We start from the raw sequence: 15,674 nt of genomic DNA on the forward strand, positions 1-15,674 counted from the left end.
GGGCGGAACAAGGAAAAGGGGGACGGCCGAGGGCGGAGGACCCCGTCCCCGGGTGCCCCGCCGTTTCGGCTGTGTGACGTCGTGTTGCGAGAGTGTCAATCGAGGCGTGGCGGGGCGTCAAGGGGTTTCGAACGATGTCCGACCTGCCGAACAAGTCGGACCGCCGCTCGCCAGGAGCCTTGATGCGCGGCCGAGTTGAGATGATGCCGTGCTACTGATTCAGCGCTTTGTCGACAGTGCCGCCGCTGTTCACGCCACGGGGCGGACGAGCTCCCAGGTGTCGACCGCGAAGTCCAGCTTCATGCCGTGCCGCTCGTAGAGGGCGAGGGCGCCGGTGCTGTTGTCGGTGTCCACACCGAGTCCGATGCGGTCGCGGCCCCGGGCCGCGTAGTGGCCGAAGGCGTGGCGCAGCAGATGGCTGCCGAGACCTCGGCCGCGGGCCTCGGAGAGGACGCCGAGGGCGGAGATCCAGGCCATGGTCGTGCGGTCGTCGCGGGTCCGTACGGCCGCCGCGTCGCCGAGACCGTCGACGTGCGCGATCCAGATCAGCGACCAGTCGGCGTTGTCGGCGTCGATGTCGTCCAGCCACTGCTCGTAGGTGCGCGGCTGGAAGTCGAAGTGGTCGGCGAAGGAGGCCTGCAGCAGGGCGTGGGCCTGCCGGCGGTCCGCCTCGCTCCCGACCGGCCGCAGTGTCACGCCGGGCGGCGGGACGGGAAGGGTGTCGGCGGCGGACAGGGGCCGGTCCAGCACGTGGTAGCGCCGGACCGGGCTCCAGCCCCGGCCGCGCAGGGCGTCCAGATCCGTGGTGGGCGCGGTGTTGAGGTGCAGATGCACCACCGCGCGGTCCGCCCCGTTCGACGCGGCCCGCTCGACGGCACGGGCCTCCATCAGCTCGAACAGGTGCAGGGCGCCGAGCGGCCGGTCCGGTAGCGCGTAGTGGTCCATGTCGATGCGCTCGTCGCCGGACTCGTCCCACATCAGGCCGTACCCCACCAGCAGGTCTCCGTCGAACAGCAGCCAGGAGTCGCGCTCCAGGTCCACCTCGGGGTGTTTCAGATCCGCCTGGACCTCGGCGAGTTCCGTCTCGGCCCGGCCGATCTCCAGCCGGTCGACCTCGTTCAGTAGAGCGCACACCGCCGCCGCGTCGTCGAGGCGCGCCGGGCGCACGGTCATACCGGCCGGCAGCGCGGCGGGGTGCGTCGTCGTCATGGGGCCACTGTCGGCGGCGCCGGGCGCGTCTCGCAACGCAATTTCGGAGCACCGGACCACCACCGGCAAGCCCTGGCACCGGGGTCCCACCCCTCCAGGGGCGCGGGGAACTGCCCGACCGGCCACGCATCACCCGCAGGCGCCCGACAACACGCGGCCCCGAGCCCTGAGGCGCCGCAGGCCGACGCTCAGGCCGCCGCCACCGGCACCCCCGGGGTCCGGTACACCTTCCGGTCCGCGTCCACGGCGAACACCTCGCACCCCTCCCGCGAGGCGGCCCACTCGATCCCCTCCACCCCCATCGCGAACGCCGCCGTCGCCGTGGTGTCCGCCTCGGTGAGGGAGGCGGCGACGACGGTGAGGCTCAGCAGCCCCGTCGCCGGGCGGCCCGTTCGGCCGTCGAGGATGTGGTCGCCGCGCTCGTAGCGCGCGGACGTGGCCACCGCCCCGTCGCCGACCTCCAGGACCGTGCAGAGCCGGTCGGCCCGCTCGGGATGGCGTACGCCGACCCGCCACGGTCCGCCGGCCACCGCCACGTCCCCGCCCGCGTTCAGGCAGAGCCGTTTCGCGCCCCGCTCCGTGAGCAGGTCCGCGGCCCGCTGCACGGCCCAGCCCTTCACCATGGCGCAGGGGTCGAGCCCGCGCCCCGGCAGCCGTACGTCGAACGCGCCACCGGTCGCCACGCGGTACTCCTCGCACAGGGCGAGGACCTCGGCCAGGTCCGGGCTGATCTCGTGCGGTGCGAGTTCACCCCGGTCCAGCCGGGACACCTCGCTGTCTGCCCGGAACGGACTGAACCGCGCGTCGACCTCGCGCAGCCAGTCGAACGCCGGCTCCGCGGCCTCGGCGGCCGTGCCCTCGTCCTCGATGAGCAGGGAGATCGGGAAACCCATGATGTGTTCGACGCGGCGCATCTCGTCAGCCCTTCGCGTCGAGGGCGGCCTGGAGGGACTTCCGGTAGGCGTCGCTGGTGATGGTGGCGCCGGAGACGGTGTCGATGTCGGCGCTCTGCGCGTCCAGCGTCTCCTCGACGAGGACCGGCACCGCGGCCTCGGTCTGCGGATGGTTCGGCTGCTTCAGCATCTTCACGGCGCTGATCTCGTCGCCCTCGAAGGTCACCTGGACCTGGACGGGACCCTTCTCCGTGTCGATGGTGGGGCCCGAGACCACGGTGGAGTCACCCGAGGTGGACGCGGAGGCCGACGGGGCCGGCTCGGCGGTCACCGTCGTGGTCGTCTCGGTCGAGGGGGTGTAGCGCCACACGGGGACCAGCGCGGCGGCGCTCAGGACCAGGGCGGGTATCGCTCGTTTCACGGTGTCTTCCTCATCCCGCCAGGCTGAAGCGTTCGAAGTGGATCTGCGGCTTGGGCACGTCCAGCTCGCGCAGGCTGCCCAGGACGGCGTTCATCATCGGCGGCGGCCCGCACAGGAACACGTCCCGGTCGGCGATGTCCGGCACCATCCGGGCCAGCTCGCGCGGCGCGAGGAGGTCGGGGACGACGGGACCCGAGACCAGGTGCAGCTCGGCGCCCTTGTCGAAGGCGAGCCGCTGCAGCTCCTCGTAGAGCACGGCGTCCTGCTTGGTGCCCACCCGGTAGATCACCACCGCGTGCCCCTGGACCTCCTCCAGCAGCGCCCGGATCGGGGTGACGCCGACGCCGCCAGCGATCAGCACCGACTCCGGCCGGGTGCGGTGCATCGCGGTGAACGCGCCGTACGGGCCCTCCGCGAACACCCGCGTGCCGACCTTCACATGCCGCAGGGCGGCGGAGCCCGCGCCGGCCGCCTTGGCCGTCAGCCGGAGCTGCCTGCCGTCGGGCGCCGCCGACAGCGAGAACGGGTTGGCCTGCCACCAGCGGTCCCGGGTCAGGAACCGCCACAGGAAGAACTGGCCGGCCCGCGCGGGCATCCGGTCCAGGTCGCGGCCGCTCATGTAGATGGAGACGACCTGGTCCGACTCGTGGACGACGGCCGTGACACGCAGTTGGTGCCGCCAGTTCCGCCACAGCGGCAGCACCAGCCGGCCGAGGAACACCGCGGTCAGGGCAGCGCCCCACAGCGCGTACCAGTACGCCGTCGCCACCTCGGACGAGGCGAACGTCGTGCCCGCCGCGACCTGGTGCGTGAAGGCCAGCACCACCGCCACGTACGTGTACAGGTGGATGAAGTGCCAGGTCTCGTAGGCGAGCCGGCGCCGCGCGAAGCGGGCCGAGACCACGCCGATCACGATGATGACGCCGAGCGCGACGATGGCGCGGAGCACGCCCTCGGTGGTCTCGGCGAGGTCGATCACCTGGTTCACCGGGTCCATGTCCGAGGACTGGGCGTACCCGAAGGCGATGAACACCCCGTGCGCCACCAGCAGCCACAGCACGGAGAAGCCGGTCCAGCGGTGCCAGGAGGTCAGCCGGTCCATGCCGATGCGGCGGTCGAACCACGGCAGCCGGGCCACCAGCAGCAGCTGGAAGGCCATCAGGAGCGCCCCGTACAGGCCGGTCAGGCGGCCCAGCACGATCAGGGCGTTCGAGGCGAAGCCGGCCTGGACGAAGAAGACGGCCACCACGGCCACGTTCGCCGCCAGCACCGCGTACAGGCCGGTGCGGGCGACCACTTTGGGACGCGCTCCCGAGCGGCTCACGGCCGCAGGGGGTTGTTGGACAGTGGTCACGCTGACAGCTCCTTGATCGAGTGGGGGATACGAGCTTGTCCGGTCGGGGCTGTCGTTTTGCTGTCGGTCAACTTTCAAGTTTTTATCGATCGGCTGCCGGGCTGTGAGCGGCTATGGCCAGAGACGATCGGTGCCGCAGTATGAGCACGTGGAAAAAGTGCGACTTCTCGTGGTGGACGACGATCCGCCCATCGCGGATCTGGTGGCGACCGTCGCCCGTTACGAGGGCTGGGACGCGGTCACGGCGTACTCCGGCGAGGAGGCGCTGCGCCGGGCCGCCGAGTTCCATCCGGACATCGTGGTCCTCGACCTGATGCTGCCCGGCCTGGACGGCTTCGGCGTGCTCGACCGGCTGCGCCAGTCCGGCACGATGGTGCCGGTGGTGTTCCTGACCGCTCGCGACGGCGTCGCCGACCGCGTCGCCGGGCTGACCCGGGGCGGCGACGACTACCTGGTCAAGCCCTTCGCCGTGGAGGAGTTGATGGCCCGGCTGCGCACCGTGCTGCGGCGCAGCGCCGGCCCCGCCTTCCAGCGTTCCGTGCTGCAGGTGGCCGACCTGACGATGGACGAGGACACCCGCGAGGTCCGCCGCGGCGAGAAGCTGCTCACCCTCACGCCCACCGAGTACGAGGTGCTGCGCTATCTGATGCGCAAGTCGCCGACCGTCCTGACCAAGGCGCAGATCCTCGACCACGTCTGGGAGTACGGCTTCGGGGGCCGCTCCAACGTCGTCGAACTCGTCGTCAGCCGGCTGCGGCGCAAACTCGACGACAGCGGCGAACCGCTCATCCACACCGTGCGGGGCTTCGGATACGTCCTCCGGCAGGCCGCCGAGTGATCGCCCGCCTCAAGGAGACCTACCGCGACATGCGCCTGGGCACGAGGCTCGCCCTCGGCCTCGGCGCTCTCGCGCTCGTCGTGTTCGCCGTCGTCGGCAGCGCGCTGACCATGTACATGGGCGACTACCTGGCACGGCAGCTCGACGAACAGCTCCATATCGCGCAGGTCGCCCAGTCCAAGAGCATCGCGGACAACGGCACACTGGAGGGCAAGAAGTACTGGGGCTGGTACTACGCCGTCTACGACATCAAGGACGGCACCCCCGACCTGCGCACGCCCGAGGATTCGGTCGATCTGCCCCAGGACATCGACGACTTCACGCTCCTCGCCAGGGATCAGGTCGACTCGGAGACCGAGATCACCCGCACCGAGTACCTCGAGGGCGCCGGTGTGTACCGGCTGCGGGCCTGCGAGGTCGAACCGGGGGTGATCCTGGTCAGCGCCGCCCCCATGGAGGAGATCGAGGACACCGTCGAGCAGCTGGTCACGATCCAGGTGATCACGTTCGCGCTCGCCCTCGCCGCCCTCGTCGTCTTCGGCCGGGGCATGCTGCGGCGCGGACTGAAGCCGCTGAGCGACATGGCGCACACCGCCCGCGGCATCACCTCGCACGACCTGACGGACTCGGCGCGGCTGCCGGTGCGCCACGACCGCCGCGACGGCGGCCCCGAGGTGGAGGAGCTGCGGACCGCGTTCAACAGGATGCTGGAGCACATCGACGACGCGTTCGCCGTCCGTACCGAGGCCGAGCAGCGCCTGCGCCAGTTCGTCGCCGACGCCTCGCACGAACTGCGAACCCCGCTGATGTCCGTGCGCGGCTACGCCGACCTGTTCCAGTACGCCGCCGCGCACAGCCCCGAGGAACGCGACAAGCACCTCGCCCGACTGCGCGCCGAGGCCGCCCGGATGGGGGTGCTGCTGGACGACCTGCTGACGCTGGCCCGCCTCGACGCGGCCGACGTGGAGGCGCCGCTGCGGCTGGAGGAGGCCGATCTGGTGGAGCTGGTGCAGCAGGCCGGGGACGCCTTCCGCGCCGGGCACCCCGGCCATCCGCTGACCCTGACCACGGGCCCCGACCGGGTACGGCTGCGCATGGACCCGCTGCGGGTCCGCCAGGTTCTCGACAACCTCCTGACCAACGCCGCCGTGCACACGCCGGCGGGCACCAAGGTCCACCTGGAGGTGTACGTCGTCTCCGGGACGGCCGAGGTGCGGGTCACGGACTCCGGGCCGGGCATACCGGCGGAGGACCAGGAGCGTGTCTTCGACCGCTTCTACCGCGTCGACAAGGCGCGCAGCCGCGACCGGGGCGGCAGCGGCCTCGGCCTCGCCGTGGCCCACTCCCTCCTCCAGGCCCACGGCGGCTCACTCACCCTGGCCAGCGTCCCCGGCGCGACGACCTTCACGGTACGGCTCCCCCTGGGCGGGGCCCCGGGATAGGGCCTTGCGGCCGCCGGCCGGCAAGGGGCGCGCGGCGGTGCCGCCGGGCCTCGACGGGGGAGGGGCGTTCGGGAACCGATGCCCTACGGCTCCGTCCGGGCGGAGGTCTCGGTCTCGTCGCCGCGTGGCGCGGCCGCCGGACGCCACGTCATGGCACCGCCCTTCAGCCGCTCCAGCGTGCGCGTCAACTGCTGGAAGGGGGACGTGGTCCGCGTCCCGGACGGCTGCCGTTCGACGGGGGCGGCCCCGCCGGACTCGCGGTACGCGGCGAGTGCCTCGTGGGCACGCTCGGCGGCCTCCCGGTACAGGTCCCGGGACTGCGTCATGGCCTCCAGTGCCTCGGCGTACATCGCCACCAGCTTCCGCTCGCGGTCGAGTTCCTCCTCCAGGGTGAGCAGATGCCAGTCCTCCCGCAGCGCGGTGAGGGCGTCGTCGGCGCCGTCCGGCAGCGGCCGGGGCAGCGCGGCGAACCCGGTCACCGCCGCGATGAGGTCGGCCGGCTCCGAACCGTCCAGGAACACCGCGCGCACGGCGAACTCCCCGGCGTCACGGCCGGCGGGCGCCGGGTCGCCGGGCAGCACCACGGCTCCGCCGCGCGGGATCTCCAGGCCGAACTCCCGCAGCGCCCAGTTCACGACCCGCAACTGGTGCGGCGCGGCCCGGTGTTCCACCACGCGGTGACGCAGGCTCGGCGGCAGCCAGCGGGCGAGGGGCAGCCGGCCGCGCTCGTCGGTCGTCATGGCCTCGTGGACGACGACGTGGACGCACCATCCGGCGTGTCCGGCGTCCCGCAGCAGACGGCGGGCCTCCTTGTCGTCCTCGGGCAGGGCGTTGATCCTGCTCAGCGACAGTCCCGTGGCCGCGTCGTGGTCCCAGTCGCCGTACTCCGGCCAGAACCGGGTGACGGGCGAGGGCCACGCCGGGTCCCACGGCTCCTCCGCCTCCGCGACGATGGTCCACTCCCGTCCGGCGCCGAGGTCCGGCGCGAGGCTCAGCCGGGCGCGTACCGTCACGTCACCGTGGACCCGCCAGCGGGCCTGGAAGACCCGCTCGGGGGCATCGCCGCCGGGGTCGGGCAGTTCCAGGAAGTCGTCGATGACCCGGCTGTCCCTGAGCCGGCGCAGGGTATGACGGAGTACGTCTTCCGCGCCGGGTCCGACGTGGCGGCCGCGAGCCGGCCACACCGTGGCGGGCGTCGTGGGACGGGCTGTGGGGGAGGTCGGCATGAGTCCATCGGGGAGCAGGGGCACGTGCACATGCCAGTATCGTCGTCGCGGCCCGGCGGAGATCACCGGGGGTCCTGCCCGCCCCCGCGTCCGCCCCGCGACCGTCTCCGAGATGCCTACCGCCCCTCACCTCCCTGATCGGCGTCCGGCTCGCGTCCCGAGACGACGTCGGTGACGCCGGACTCGTCCGCCGTGCCGTCACCCGGACGGGGTGTGCCGCGCCCGCCCGCTTGACCGCCGCCGGTGCTGCCGTAGCCGCCCGGCACGCCGGGGACGCTGTCGGCGTCGGCCTGTTCCCGGCTGATGTGCCGGGTGGCGCGCACACCGGCACGCCGTTCGGAGTGCGGATGACTGAAGGGTCGTGCGGCGGCGCGGGCCTCCTCGGCTGCCTCCGCCTGCTCGGCCCTCCGCTCGGGATCTGGTGCCTTGCCGTGGGTCATGCGCTCCGCGTACCCGTGCTCAGCCGTGCCATGTCGCCCGGCCGGGACACGGGCTACGAGCCGTGGTCGGCACCGGTGACGTCGTGGTGGCCGACCAGCGCCCCGGCCGGTGTCCGGCTGGACCGTGCCGCCGGGGCGTTCCCGCGGCAGATCGCCGACTCCGAACCGTTGCGGCCGGGGGAGCCGGCCAACCGGCTGGGCGTCGTGGTGTCGCATGTCACCCGCCGGGTCCAGCAGCTGCAGAAGTCCGGCTACGTCAGCCGCGTACCCGCCCCGGACGACCGCCGCGCCGAGCGCTCGAACCCACCCCGGCCGGTCGGCATGGCCGGTGCCCGCGACGGCGGCTACGGCATCGGCGGCGGATGCGTCATCCACGGCGGGCACGCCTTCGGCTGCGGGCACGCCTTCGGCTGCGGGCACGCCATCGGTGGCGGCACGGCATCATGGTCCGATGGATCATCACTTCGTGGGAATCCCGGAGTTGACCGGAGTCCCCCGCGTCGCGGTCGTCATCGACGTCATGCGCGCCTTCACCGTGGCCGCATGGGCCTTCTCGCTCGGCGTCGAGAGGATCGTCCTGGCCTCGACGGAGAGCGAGGCCCTCGTCCTGAAGAAGAGCCACCCGGGGTGGCTCGCCCTCAAGGACGGACCCCCGGCGGAGGGCTTCGACGCGGTGAACTCGCCCGCCCTGCTCAGGGGGCACGACCTCGCCGGTCGCACACTGGTGCAGAAGACGACGGCGGGAACCGTGGGCGCGCTCGCCGTCGCGGACTCCCCACTGGTCCTCTGCGCGAGCTTCGCCGTGGCAGGCCCCACCGCGCGGTATCTGCGGACCGGGGCCTCCGGCCCGGTGACCTTCGTCGTCACCGGCGACGAGGGCCGCGCCGACGAGGACCTGGCATGCGCCGAGTACATCGGCGGACGCATGGCCGGGGACGACGTCGAGGCGGCCCCGTACGTCCACCGCGCGAGGACGTCCCGCGCCGGGGCGGACCTCGCCGCCGGACGGCGCAGCGGATCCCACCCCGACGACATCGACCTCTGCCTGGAGGTCGACAGGTTCCCCTTCGTGATGAAGGCCCGCCGGGAGGACTCACTGACGGTGCTCCGCCCTGTCCCGGTGCCGCCCGACACCCCGTTTGGCACGAGCTGACCGGAGCCCGCGCCGGGACCGGGGTCCGTCGAGCGGCGGCGACCCTGTCCCGGGCAGCCGCCCCCGACCTGATCGCCGTCCCTCAGGCGGAGTAGCCGAGTTGCCTCCGCATGTACGGCGTCATCAGCGTCCTCGCCTTGGCGAGGGTACTGGTGCGGCCGCCGAGCACGGCGGTCTCGCCGCCCGGCACGGGGATCAGGGTGAGCCCGTCGGCCGGCCCGAACGGCACGATCAGCGGGGTCCGCTGGATCGGCCGGTAGAAACGCGGCTCCTTGCGGTGCCTCCCCGAACTTCCCAGATGGGCGCGGATGTTGTGGGCGGCGATGTCCGCCTGGGCGATCGCGGCGGGGGAGATCTTCAGCTCGGTGACGTCGTTCACGTCGCCGACCGCGAACACGTCGAGCCGCCCGTCGACCCGCAGCATCCGGTCGACCTTCACGTGCCCGGAGGGGTTCAGCCAGTCGCCGTGCCCGGCCAGCCGCAGCCAGAGCGTGTTCGGGGTGGTGCCGGTCGCCCAGAACGACAGATCCGCCTCGATGACATGGCCCCGGCCGTCCCGGTACGAGCCGAAGTCGGCGCCGGGGGAGACGAACGAGTCGAGACGCACCTCCACGTCGTGTGCCTCCAGCCATGCCAGCGCCCGCCGCCCGGCCCACTTGCTGCCGGTGGAGCTGAGCAGCGCAGGCCCGGCGTGCGCGAGCGTCACCCGGGTGGCCGGCCGGGCCAGACGGATCTCCGCGGCGAGTTCCACGCCACCCGGACCGCCGCCCACGATGAGCACATGCCCGGCCGCGGCGATGCTCTCCTGGTGCGCCGTGAACGTCTTGGCCGCCTCCTCCGTGGTCGTCCCGAGGAAGCGGGCGGGCTCCGGGTAGTCGGCGCCGGTCGCGATGACCACCACGTCGTACGGCAACCGCTCGCCGGTGGCCAGCTTCACATACCGTTCGCCGGTGTCGATGGCGACCGCCTTGCCCACCAGTACGCGGCCGTTGCTCAGCAGCCGGTCGTAGGGGATGAAGGGCGCCGCCGTCCATTCCTCCTGCACGCCGGCGCGCATCGCGGCGATGCGATGGAAGAAGACCTCCTTGCGGTCCACGAGGGTGACCCGCGCGTACTCGTCCAGTTGCCTCGCCAGGCGGATGCCCCCGTATCCGCCGCCGATCACGATCACTTCGCCGTCAGGCACACCGATTCTCCTGTGCTGTGTGTGGGGGGAGAGACGATGAGCCTAACGCTTGAAACTTAAAGCTATGGGAGGGGTTTGTGCTCCTTGTGTGAAGCGACGGCGGACGACACGAGTAACGCACTGCCTAGGCTGGACCCGTGACCGACGACAGCAGACCCCTCGCCGTGTTCGATCTCGACAACACGCTCGCCGACACCGCTCACCGGCAGCGGTACCTGGAGCGCAGGCCACGCGACTGGGACGCGTTCTTCGCCGCCGCCCCGCACGATCCGCCGCTGCCCGAGGGGATCGCGCTGGCGCTGCGCCACGCGGAGGAGTGCGAGGTCGTGTATCTCACCGGGCGCCCCGAGCGCTGCCGCCGCGACACGGTCGACTGGCTCGCGGCGCAGGGGCTCCCCGAGGGGCGGATCCGGATGCGGGCGAACCACGACCGCAGGCCCGCCCGCCGCACCAAGCTGGAGATCCTCCGGCAGCTGGCCCGCACCCGCGAGATCCGCGTCCTCGTGGACGACGACGAGCTGGTGTGCGAGGACGCGGAGCGGGCGGGCTTCCCCGTCGTACGGGCGCGCTGGGCCGCCGCCTCCGCCGCGCTGAAGGTGGCGCAGGAACGGGAGGGCCGTACCTGAGGGCGTTCAGTCGGTGCCCTCCAGCCGGAAGCCGACCTTCAGGCCGACCTGGTAGTGCGCGATCTCGCCGTTCTCGATGTGCCCCCTGACCTGCGTCACCTCGAACCAGTCCAGGTTGCGCAGGGTCTGGGCGGCGCGGGCGATGCCGTTGCGGATGGCGTGGTCGACGCTCTCGCCCGAGCTGCCGACGATCTCGGTGACCCGGTACACGTGGTCGGACATACGGCTTCTCCAATCGGGACCTCTCGCCGTGGCCTGCGGCCACACGTCCCTCCACCGTGCCCCACGTCGCGCTGCCGCGCGAGACGTCGGCGCCTGACGCCTCATGGCTCGGGGGCGCGGGGAACCGCGCGACGGGCACCCCGCACCCGCAGCCGAAGAACCCGCCGGGCTGGCTCGTCCGGCTACCCCGCCATGCTCAGGGACAGTGCGAAGCGGCCCTGCCCGTCAGTCCACCAATGGGTCAGGTCCAGCCCCGCGGCGGCCAGTTCGGCCGTCACGCCCTCCTTCCGGAACTTCGCCGACACCTCCGTCCGCAGCTCCTCCCCGTCCGCGAAGTCGACGGCGAGTTCCAGCGCGGGGATCTTCACCGTCTGCGCGGCCCGCGACCGCAACCGCATCTCGATCCACTCCCGCTCGGCGTCCCACAGGGCGACATGCTCGAAGGCGCCGGGATCGAAGTCCGCCCCCAGCTCACGGTTCATGACGGACAGCACGTTCTTGTTGAACGCGGCGGTCACCCCCGCCGCGTCGTCGTACGCGGCGACCAGCACCGCCTCGTCCTTGACCAGGTCAGTCCCCAGCAGCAGCGCGTCGCCGGGCGCCAGCAGGGCACGGACGGAGGCCAGGAACGCGGCCCGCTCCACGGGGACCAGATTCCCGATCGTGCCGCCGAGGAACGCCACGAGCCGTGGCCCGGGAGTCTCCGGCAGCCGGATCCCGGCGGTGAAGTCGGCGATCAGCGCGTGCACCTCCAGCCCCGGCCGCTCGGCGACCAGCGCCTCACCGGCCTGCCGCAACGCGCTCTCGCTCACGTCGACCGGCACATAGGCGTGCAGCGCGGGCATCGCGTCCAGCAGATGCCGTGTCTTGTCGGACGAGCCCGAACCCAGCTCGACGAGCGTGCGCGCACCGCTCGCCGCGGCGATCTCCCCCGCCCGGCCGAGCAGGATCTCCCGCTCGGCTCGGGTCGGGTAGTACTCGGGCAACTCGGTGATCCGCTCGAACAGCTCACTGCCGTGCGCGTCGTAGAACCACTTGGGCGGCAGCGTCTTCGGAGTGCGGGTGAGGCCGTTCAGGACGTCGGCGCGCAGGGCCGCGCCCGTGGCGTCCTCGGGCAGGGTGCGGGTGAGGTGGAACGGGCTCACGCAGGGGACTCCTTCGGTGGTACGGGGACGGGGTCGGCGCTCGGGCGCCCGGCTTCCTCCGGCTCCTTGAGCGGGGTGAGCAGGATGTCCGTGCGGTCGGCGGTGAGCAGCGTGCGGTCGGGCACCTCGACCCAGTGCGGGTCGTCGTCGTACGGCTCGGACGCCACGACGGTGCCGTGACCTGGCCGGGCGAGGTACCACAGGGTGTCGCCCCAGGCCGTCGCGGTGATGGTGTCGCCGCTGGTGAGCAGCAGGTTGAGCCGGGAACCGGGGGCCGCCCGCGCGACCTCCAGGACCGTGTCGGCCAGCGCCTGCCCCTCCTCGTCACCGGCCCGCAGCCGGTTCAGGGCCAGGGCCCACACGAACGCGGAGTCGTTGCGGGCCTCCATCGACAGGACTTCCACGGCCGGCAGTCCGCCGGCCGGCTGCGCCAGGGACCGGGGCCAGCCGGTGACCGCCCCGTTGTGACTGAACAACCAGGGCCCGCCCGCGTACGGCGCCGCCGCGGCCTCGTTGTCCGCGCCCGGCACCGTGGCGTCCCGTACGGCGGCGAGCAGCGCCCCCGTACGGACCACCCGGGCGAGATCCGTGAACGACAGGTCGCCCCAGATGGGCCCCGCCCGGCGGTAGCGGCCCGGCACCGGGTCGCCCTCGGCATACCAGCCGACCCCGAAACCATCGGCGTTGACGGTCCCGTACCGCTGCCGCCGGGGCGCCCACGACTGCCGGAACAGACTGTGCGGTGGTTCCACGAGGACCGCCCCGAGCGGCACCTCCGGGCCCAGATAGGCCAGGTGACGGCACATCAGAGGGCCTCCGGGGACGCGTCACGGGCCGTGCGGAACCCGCTGAAGATCTGCCGCCGGATCGGATAGTCCCAGTTGCGGAACGTCCCCCGGCACGCGACCTGGTCCACGGCGAACGAACCACCGCGCAGCACCTTGTACTCGGGGCCGAAGAACACCTCCGAGTACTCCTTGTACGGGAACGCCGTGAACCCCGGGTACGGCAGGAAGTCGCTCGACGTCCACTCCCACACGTCACCGATCAACTGCCGTACGCCCAGCGGGGACGCGCCCAGTGGGTAGCTGCCGGCCGGGGCCGGGCGGAGGTGGCGCTGGCCCAGGTTGGCGTGGTCGGGCGTCGGGTCCGCGTCGCCCCACGGGTAGCGCGTCGAGCGCCCGGTGACCGGGTCGTGGCGGGCGGCCTTCTCCCACTCGGCCTCCGTGGGCAGCCGGCGCCCCGCCCAGCGGGCGTACGCGTCCGCCTCGTACCAGCACACGTGCAGCACCGGCTCGTCGGCCGGCACGACCTCGGTGACGCCGAATCGCCGCCGCAGCCACTGCCGGCCGTCACGCCGCCAGAACAGCGGCGCGGTGATGTCGTGTGCGCGGATGTGGTCCCAGCCCCGGGGCGTCCACCAGCGTGCGTCCTCGTAGCCGCCGTCGTCGATGAACGCCTGGTAGGCGCCGTTCGTCACCGGGGTGGTGTCGATGTGGAACGGCGGGATGATGCGCCGGTGCGCGGGCCGCTCGTTGTCCAGCGCCCACGGCTCGGTCGAGGTGCCCATCATGAACTCACCGCCCGGCACCAGGACTTCCGCAGGCCCGGTGAACAGCGGCGCGGGACCGGGATCGGGCGCCGACAGCGCGGCCGGGCCCCTGCGCAGCTGATGGGTGATCAGCATCGTCTCGTCGTGCTGCTGTTCGTGCTGGGCGATCATGCCGAAGGCGAAGCCCGCCTCGGTGAGCCGGGTGCCGTGGAACTCGGTGCCCTCCAGCACGTCGAGCGCCCGGCCGCGCACCTCGGCGAGGTACCGGCGGGCCTCCTCGGGCGGCAGCAGCGGCAGCGACGGCCGCTCGGCACGCGGATGCTCGAAGGCGTCGTACAGTCCGTCGATCTCGGGCCGCATCGCCTCCCGTCCCGCGACGTTCCGCAGCAGCCACAGCTCCTCCTGGTTGCCGATGTGGGCGAGGTCCCACACCAGCGGGGACATCAGCGGCGAGTGCTGCGCGGTGAGGTCGGGTTCGTCGACGGCGGAGGTGAGGAGCGCGGTGCGGGCGCGGGCCGTGGTCAGCGCCGCCAGCGCGCGCTCCCGCAGTATCTCGGGGTCGGCGTCGTGCGTCGGGGCCGGCGTCTCGGGCGCGGTCATGCGGGGATGTCCTTCCCGTGCAACTGGTCGAGCAGATCGTCGGCGGGACAGCGGCCCCGGGCCACCTGGCGGTCGGTGAACTCCGCCACGGCGTCCAGCACCCGGGTGCTCGCGCCGAGCCGCGGCAGTGCCTCGGCCGCCGCGGCGAAGCAGACGGCCGCCGCCTCCCGCAGCTCGGGGTCGGCCAGCCCCTCACGGGCGGCGGCGAGCCACAGCGGATTGCGCGGCGCCCGCAGTGAACCGGCGCGCTCGGCGAGGGGCTTGACCGTCCGGTAGGCGACCTCGGTGGCCTCCGGGTCCTCGAACAGGGCCGTCGTCACGGCGAGCGGCACGATCCAGCCGTCCTCGCCCGGCTGGGCGTCGATCATGCGCAGCTCCAGATGTCCGCGCGGCCGTACCGGTGGGAACAGCGTCGTCATGTGGTAGTCGAGGTCGGCGCGGCTCGGCGGGGTGTCGGACCTGGTCCACTCCCGGAACGTCATCGCGCCGGGGACACCCCAGGGCCCCTCGTCGGCCCGGATGCACATCACCGGTGCGTCCAGCACCAGCCGTGCCCAGGCGCCGCGCGGATCGCCGTCCAGCTCCGGGGCCGTCGTGCGGCCCGGGTCCATCGCCGCCCACAGCGACTGCCGCGTCGAACGCCAGCCGGTGACCCGGCCGCGCGCCAGCGGGGAGTGCGCGAACGCGGCGAGGAGCACCGCCCCGAGCTGGTGCGTCAGCCACCAGCGCCGCTCGTGGCCGAGGGGGCCCGGCTCCTCGTACCCGGCGTCGAGACACACCTGCACGGACGCCGACGAGCACATCATGGACCGGCCCTCGGGCCCGAAGCGGTCGAGGTACACCTCCATCGCGTCGTACCGGGGCTCGTGCAGGAACCGGGTCGGGGGGTTCCAGGGATCGTGGCCGAAGCCGCTGATGCCGAGGTCCGCCTCGCGCAGCGTCGCGCGTACGGCGTCCAGGTCGGCGGAGACGGACCCGACGCACTCCATCAGGGAGGCGGCGGGAGCGGAGCTGAGCTCCAGCTGGCCGCCCGGCTCGATCGTCAGCGACGACGTCAGGCGCAGGGTCCGCAGTGCGGCGTAGGCCGCTTCGAGTCGTGCGGGTGTCGCGGGCAGCCGCGGATCACGCAGCTCATGGACGTGCCATTCGAGTTCGACACCGAGTGCGCGGGGCGGGCCCGTCTTGAAGCAGATGCCCCGTACCAGGGCCTCGACCTCCGCCTCGGTGACCGGGGAGCGCTGCTCCGTACAGCCACCAACCGAATCTGACATGTCGGGATCCTCCTGAGATTCCACCATGTCGCCGATCCGATGCCGGGAGGGCCGGACCGGCGTTGCTCGTCCCACCCAAACCCCTGGGCGACGGTT

Annotated in this window: 16 protein-coding genes and 1 pseudogene; 5 read left to right on the forward strand and 12 right to left on the reverse strand. The window is 72.7% G+C overall.

Features of this window, described 5'->3' with window-relative positions:
- Positions 1–249 precede the first annotated feature (249 nt).
- The 4 genes from AC067N_RS24180 to AC067N_RS24195 form a co-directional block, all read right to left on the reverse strand.
- Positions 250–1,209 (reverse strand): GNAT family N-acetyltransferase, encoded by a 960-nt coding sequence (locus AC067N_RS24180; protein ID WP_478680970.1) that lies wholly within the window; start codon positions 1,207–1,209, stop codon positions 250–252.
- A 188-nt stretch (positions 1,210–1,397) separates the two neighbouring features.
- A complete protein-coding gene (locus tag AC067N_RS24185) occupies positions 1,398–2,123 on the reverse strand; it encodes an FAD:protein FMN transferase (RefSeq protein WP_478680971.1) in 726 nt (241 codons plus the stop codon).
- A 4-nt stretch (positions 2,124–2,127) separates the two neighbouring features.
- Positions 2,128–2,523, reverse strand: coding sequence for an FMN-binding protein (locus tag AC067N_RS24190; protein ID WP_478680972.1), 396 nt, complete (start codon positions 2,521–2,523; stop codon positions 2,128–2,130).
- Positions 2,524–2,533: 10 nt separating this feature from the next.
- Positions 2,534–3,877 carry a ferredoxin reductase family protein gene (locus AC067N_RS24195; protein WP_478680973.1) on the reverse strand — a complete coding sequence of 448 codons (1,344 nt, stop codon included), beginning with the start codon at positions 3,875–3,877 and terminating at the stop codon, positions 2,534–2,536.
- Positions 3,878–4,025: 148 nt separating this feature from the next.
- On the opposite strand from AC067N_RS24195, the gene AC067N_RS24200 reads away from it, so the two are divergent.
- Together AC067N_RS24200 and AC067N_RS24205 are read left to right on the forward strand one after the other, a co-directional pair.
- Positions 4,026–4,715, forward strand: a complete 690-nt coding sequence (locus tag AC067N_RS24200) for a response regulator transcription factor (RefSeq protein ID WP_478680974.1) — start codon at positions 4,026–4,028, stop codon at positions 4,713–4,715.
- Positions 4,712–6,157 (forward strand): sensor histidine kinase, encoded by a 1,446-nt coding sequence (locus AC067N_RS24205; protein ID WP_478680975.1) that lies wholly within the window; start codon positions 4,712–4,714, stop codon positions 6,155–6,157. Before AC067N_RS24200 ends, AC067N_RS24205 begins: the two co-directional genes overlap by 4 nt.
- A gap of 83 nt (positions 6,158–6,240) precedes the next feature.
- Here AC067N_RS24205 and AC067N_RS24210 read toward each other — a convergent pair whose 3' ends face one another.
- Positions 6,241–7,383 (reverse strand): hypothetical protein, encoded by a 1,143-nt coding sequence (locus AC067N_RS24210; RefSeq protein WP_478680976.1) that lies wholly within the window; start codon positions 7,381–7,383, stop codon positions 6,241–6,243.
- 116 nt (positions 7,384–7,499) lie between these two features.
- The gene (locus tag AC067N_RS24215; RefSeq protein ID WP_478680977.1) at positions 7,500–7,823 is read right to left on the reverse strand and encodes a hypothetical protein; all 324 of its coding nucleotides are present in this window, start codon (positions 7,821–7,823) and stop codon (positions 7,500–7,502) included.
- 99 nt (positions 7,824–7,922) lie between these two features.
- Here AC067N_RS24215 and AC067N_RS24220 point away from each other — a divergent pair.
- Together AC067N_RS24220 and AC067N_RS24225 are read left to right on the forward strand one after the other, a co-directional pair.
- Positions 7,923–8,120, forward strand: a pseudogene (locus AC067N_RS24220) (MarR family transcriptional regulator); the annotation flags it as partial.
- A 154-nt stretch (positions 8,121–8,274) separates the two neighbouring features.
- A complete protein-coding gene (locus AC067N_RS24225; protein ID WP_478680978.1) occupies positions 8,275–8,976 on the forward strand; it encodes a 2-phosphosulfolactate phosphatase in 702 nt (233 codons plus the stop codon).
- A gap of 82 nt (positions 8,977–9,058) precedes the next feature.
- Here AC067N_RS24225 and AC067N_RS24230 read toward each other — a convergent pair whose 3' ends face one another.
- The gene (locus AC067N_RS24230) at positions 9,059–10,162 is read right to left on the reverse strand and encodes an NAD(P)/FAD-dependent oxidoreductase (protein ID WP_478680979.1); all 1,104 of its coding nucleotides are present in this window, start codon (positions 10,160–10,162) and stop codon (positions 9,059–9,061) included.
- A 137-nt stretch (positions 10,163–10,299) separates the two neighbouring features.
- On the opposite strand from AC067N_RS24230, the gene AC067N_RS24235 reads away from it, so the two are divergent.
- Entirely contained in the window at positions 10,300–10,788 is a 489-nt protein-coding gene (locus tag AC067N_RS24235; RefSeq protein ID WP_478680980.1) for a phosphatase domain-containing protein, read from the forward strand.
- Between the two features lie 6 nt (positions 10,789–10,794).
- Here AC067N_RS24235 and AC067N_RS24240 read toward each other — a convergent pair whose 3' ends face one another.
- The 5 genes from AC067N_RS24240 to egtA form a co-directional block, all read right to left on the reverse strand.
- Positions 10,795–11,010, reverse strand: a complete 216-nt coding sequence (locus AC067N_RS24240) for a dodecin (RefSeq protein ID WP_055541560.1) — start codon at positions 11,008–11,010, stop codon at positions 10,795–10,797.
- 182 nt (positions 11,011–11,192) lie between these two features.
- Positions 11,193–12,155 (reverse strand): L-histidine N(alpha)-methyltransferase, encoded by a 963-nt coding sequence (gene egtD / locus AC067N_RS24245; protein ID WP_478680981.1) that lies wholly within the window; start codon positions 12,153–12,155, stop codon positions 11,193–11,195.
- On the reverse strand, positions 12,152–12,961 hold the full coding sequence (egtC, locus tag AC067N_RS24250) for an ergothioneine biosynthesis protein EgtC (RefSeq protein ID WP_478680982.1): 810 nt from the start codon (positions 12,959–12,961) through the stop codon (positions 12,152–12,154). The genes egtD and egtC overlap by 4 nt, the downstream gene beginning before the upstream one ends.
- Positions 12,961–14,307, reverse strand: a complete 1,347-nt coding sequence (gene egtB / locus AC067N_RS24255; RefSeq protein ID WP_478680983.1) for an ergothioneine biosynthesis protein EgtB — start codon at positions 14,305–14,307, stop codon at positions 12,961–12,963. Before egtB ends, egtC begins: the two co-directional genes overlap by 1 nt.
- A complete protein-coding gene (gene egtA / locus AC067N_RS24260) occupies positions 14,304–15,578 on the reverse strand; it encodes an ergothioneine biosynthesis glutamate--cysteine ligase EgtA (RefSeq protein WP_478680984.1) in 1,275 nt (424 codons plus the stop codon). The genes egtB and egtA overlap by 4 nt, the downstream gene beginning before the upstream one ends.
- Between the last annotated feature and the right edge of the window lie 96 nt (positions 15,579–15,674).

It is taken from the genome of Streptomyces sp. NPDC042364, assembly GCF_056437585.1.

Coding starts and splice junctions, on each gene's coding strand:
- AC067N_RS24240 (WP_055541560.1), bottom strand. CDS start 11,010: ATGTCCGACCACGTGTACCGGGTCACCGAGATCGTCGGCAGCTCGGGC.
- egtB (WP_478680983.1), bottom strand. CDS start 14,307: ATGACCGCGCCCGAGACGCCGGCCCCGACGCACGACGCCGACCCCGAG.
- AC067N_RS24180 (WP_478680970.1), bottom strand. CDS start 1,209: ATGACGACGACGCACCCCGCCGCGCTGCCGGCCGGTATGACCGTGCGC.
- AC067N_RS24225 (WP_478680978.1), top strand. CDS start 8,275: ATGGATCATCACTTCGTGGGAATCCCGGAGTTGACCGGAGTCCCCCGC.
- egtA (WP_478680984.1), bottom strand. CDS start 15,578: ATGTCAGATTCGGTTGGTGGCTGTACGGAGCAGCGCTCCCCGGTCACC.
- egtC (WP_478680982.1), bottom strand. CDS start 12,961: ATGTGCCGTCACCTGGCCTATCTGGGCCCGGAGGTGCCGCTCGGGGCG.
- AC067N_RS24210 (WP_478680976.1), bottom strand. CDS start 7,383: ATGCCGACCTCCCCCACAGCCCGTCCCACGACGCCCGCCACGGTGTGG.
- AC067N_RS24215 (WP_478680977.1), bottom strand. CDS start 7,823: ATGACCCACGGCAAGGCACCAGATCCCGAGCGGAGGGCCGAGCAGGCG.
- AC067N_RS24185 (WP_478680971.1), bottom strand. CDS start 2,123: ATGCGCCGCGTCGAACACATCATGGGTTTCCCGATCTCCCTGCTCATC.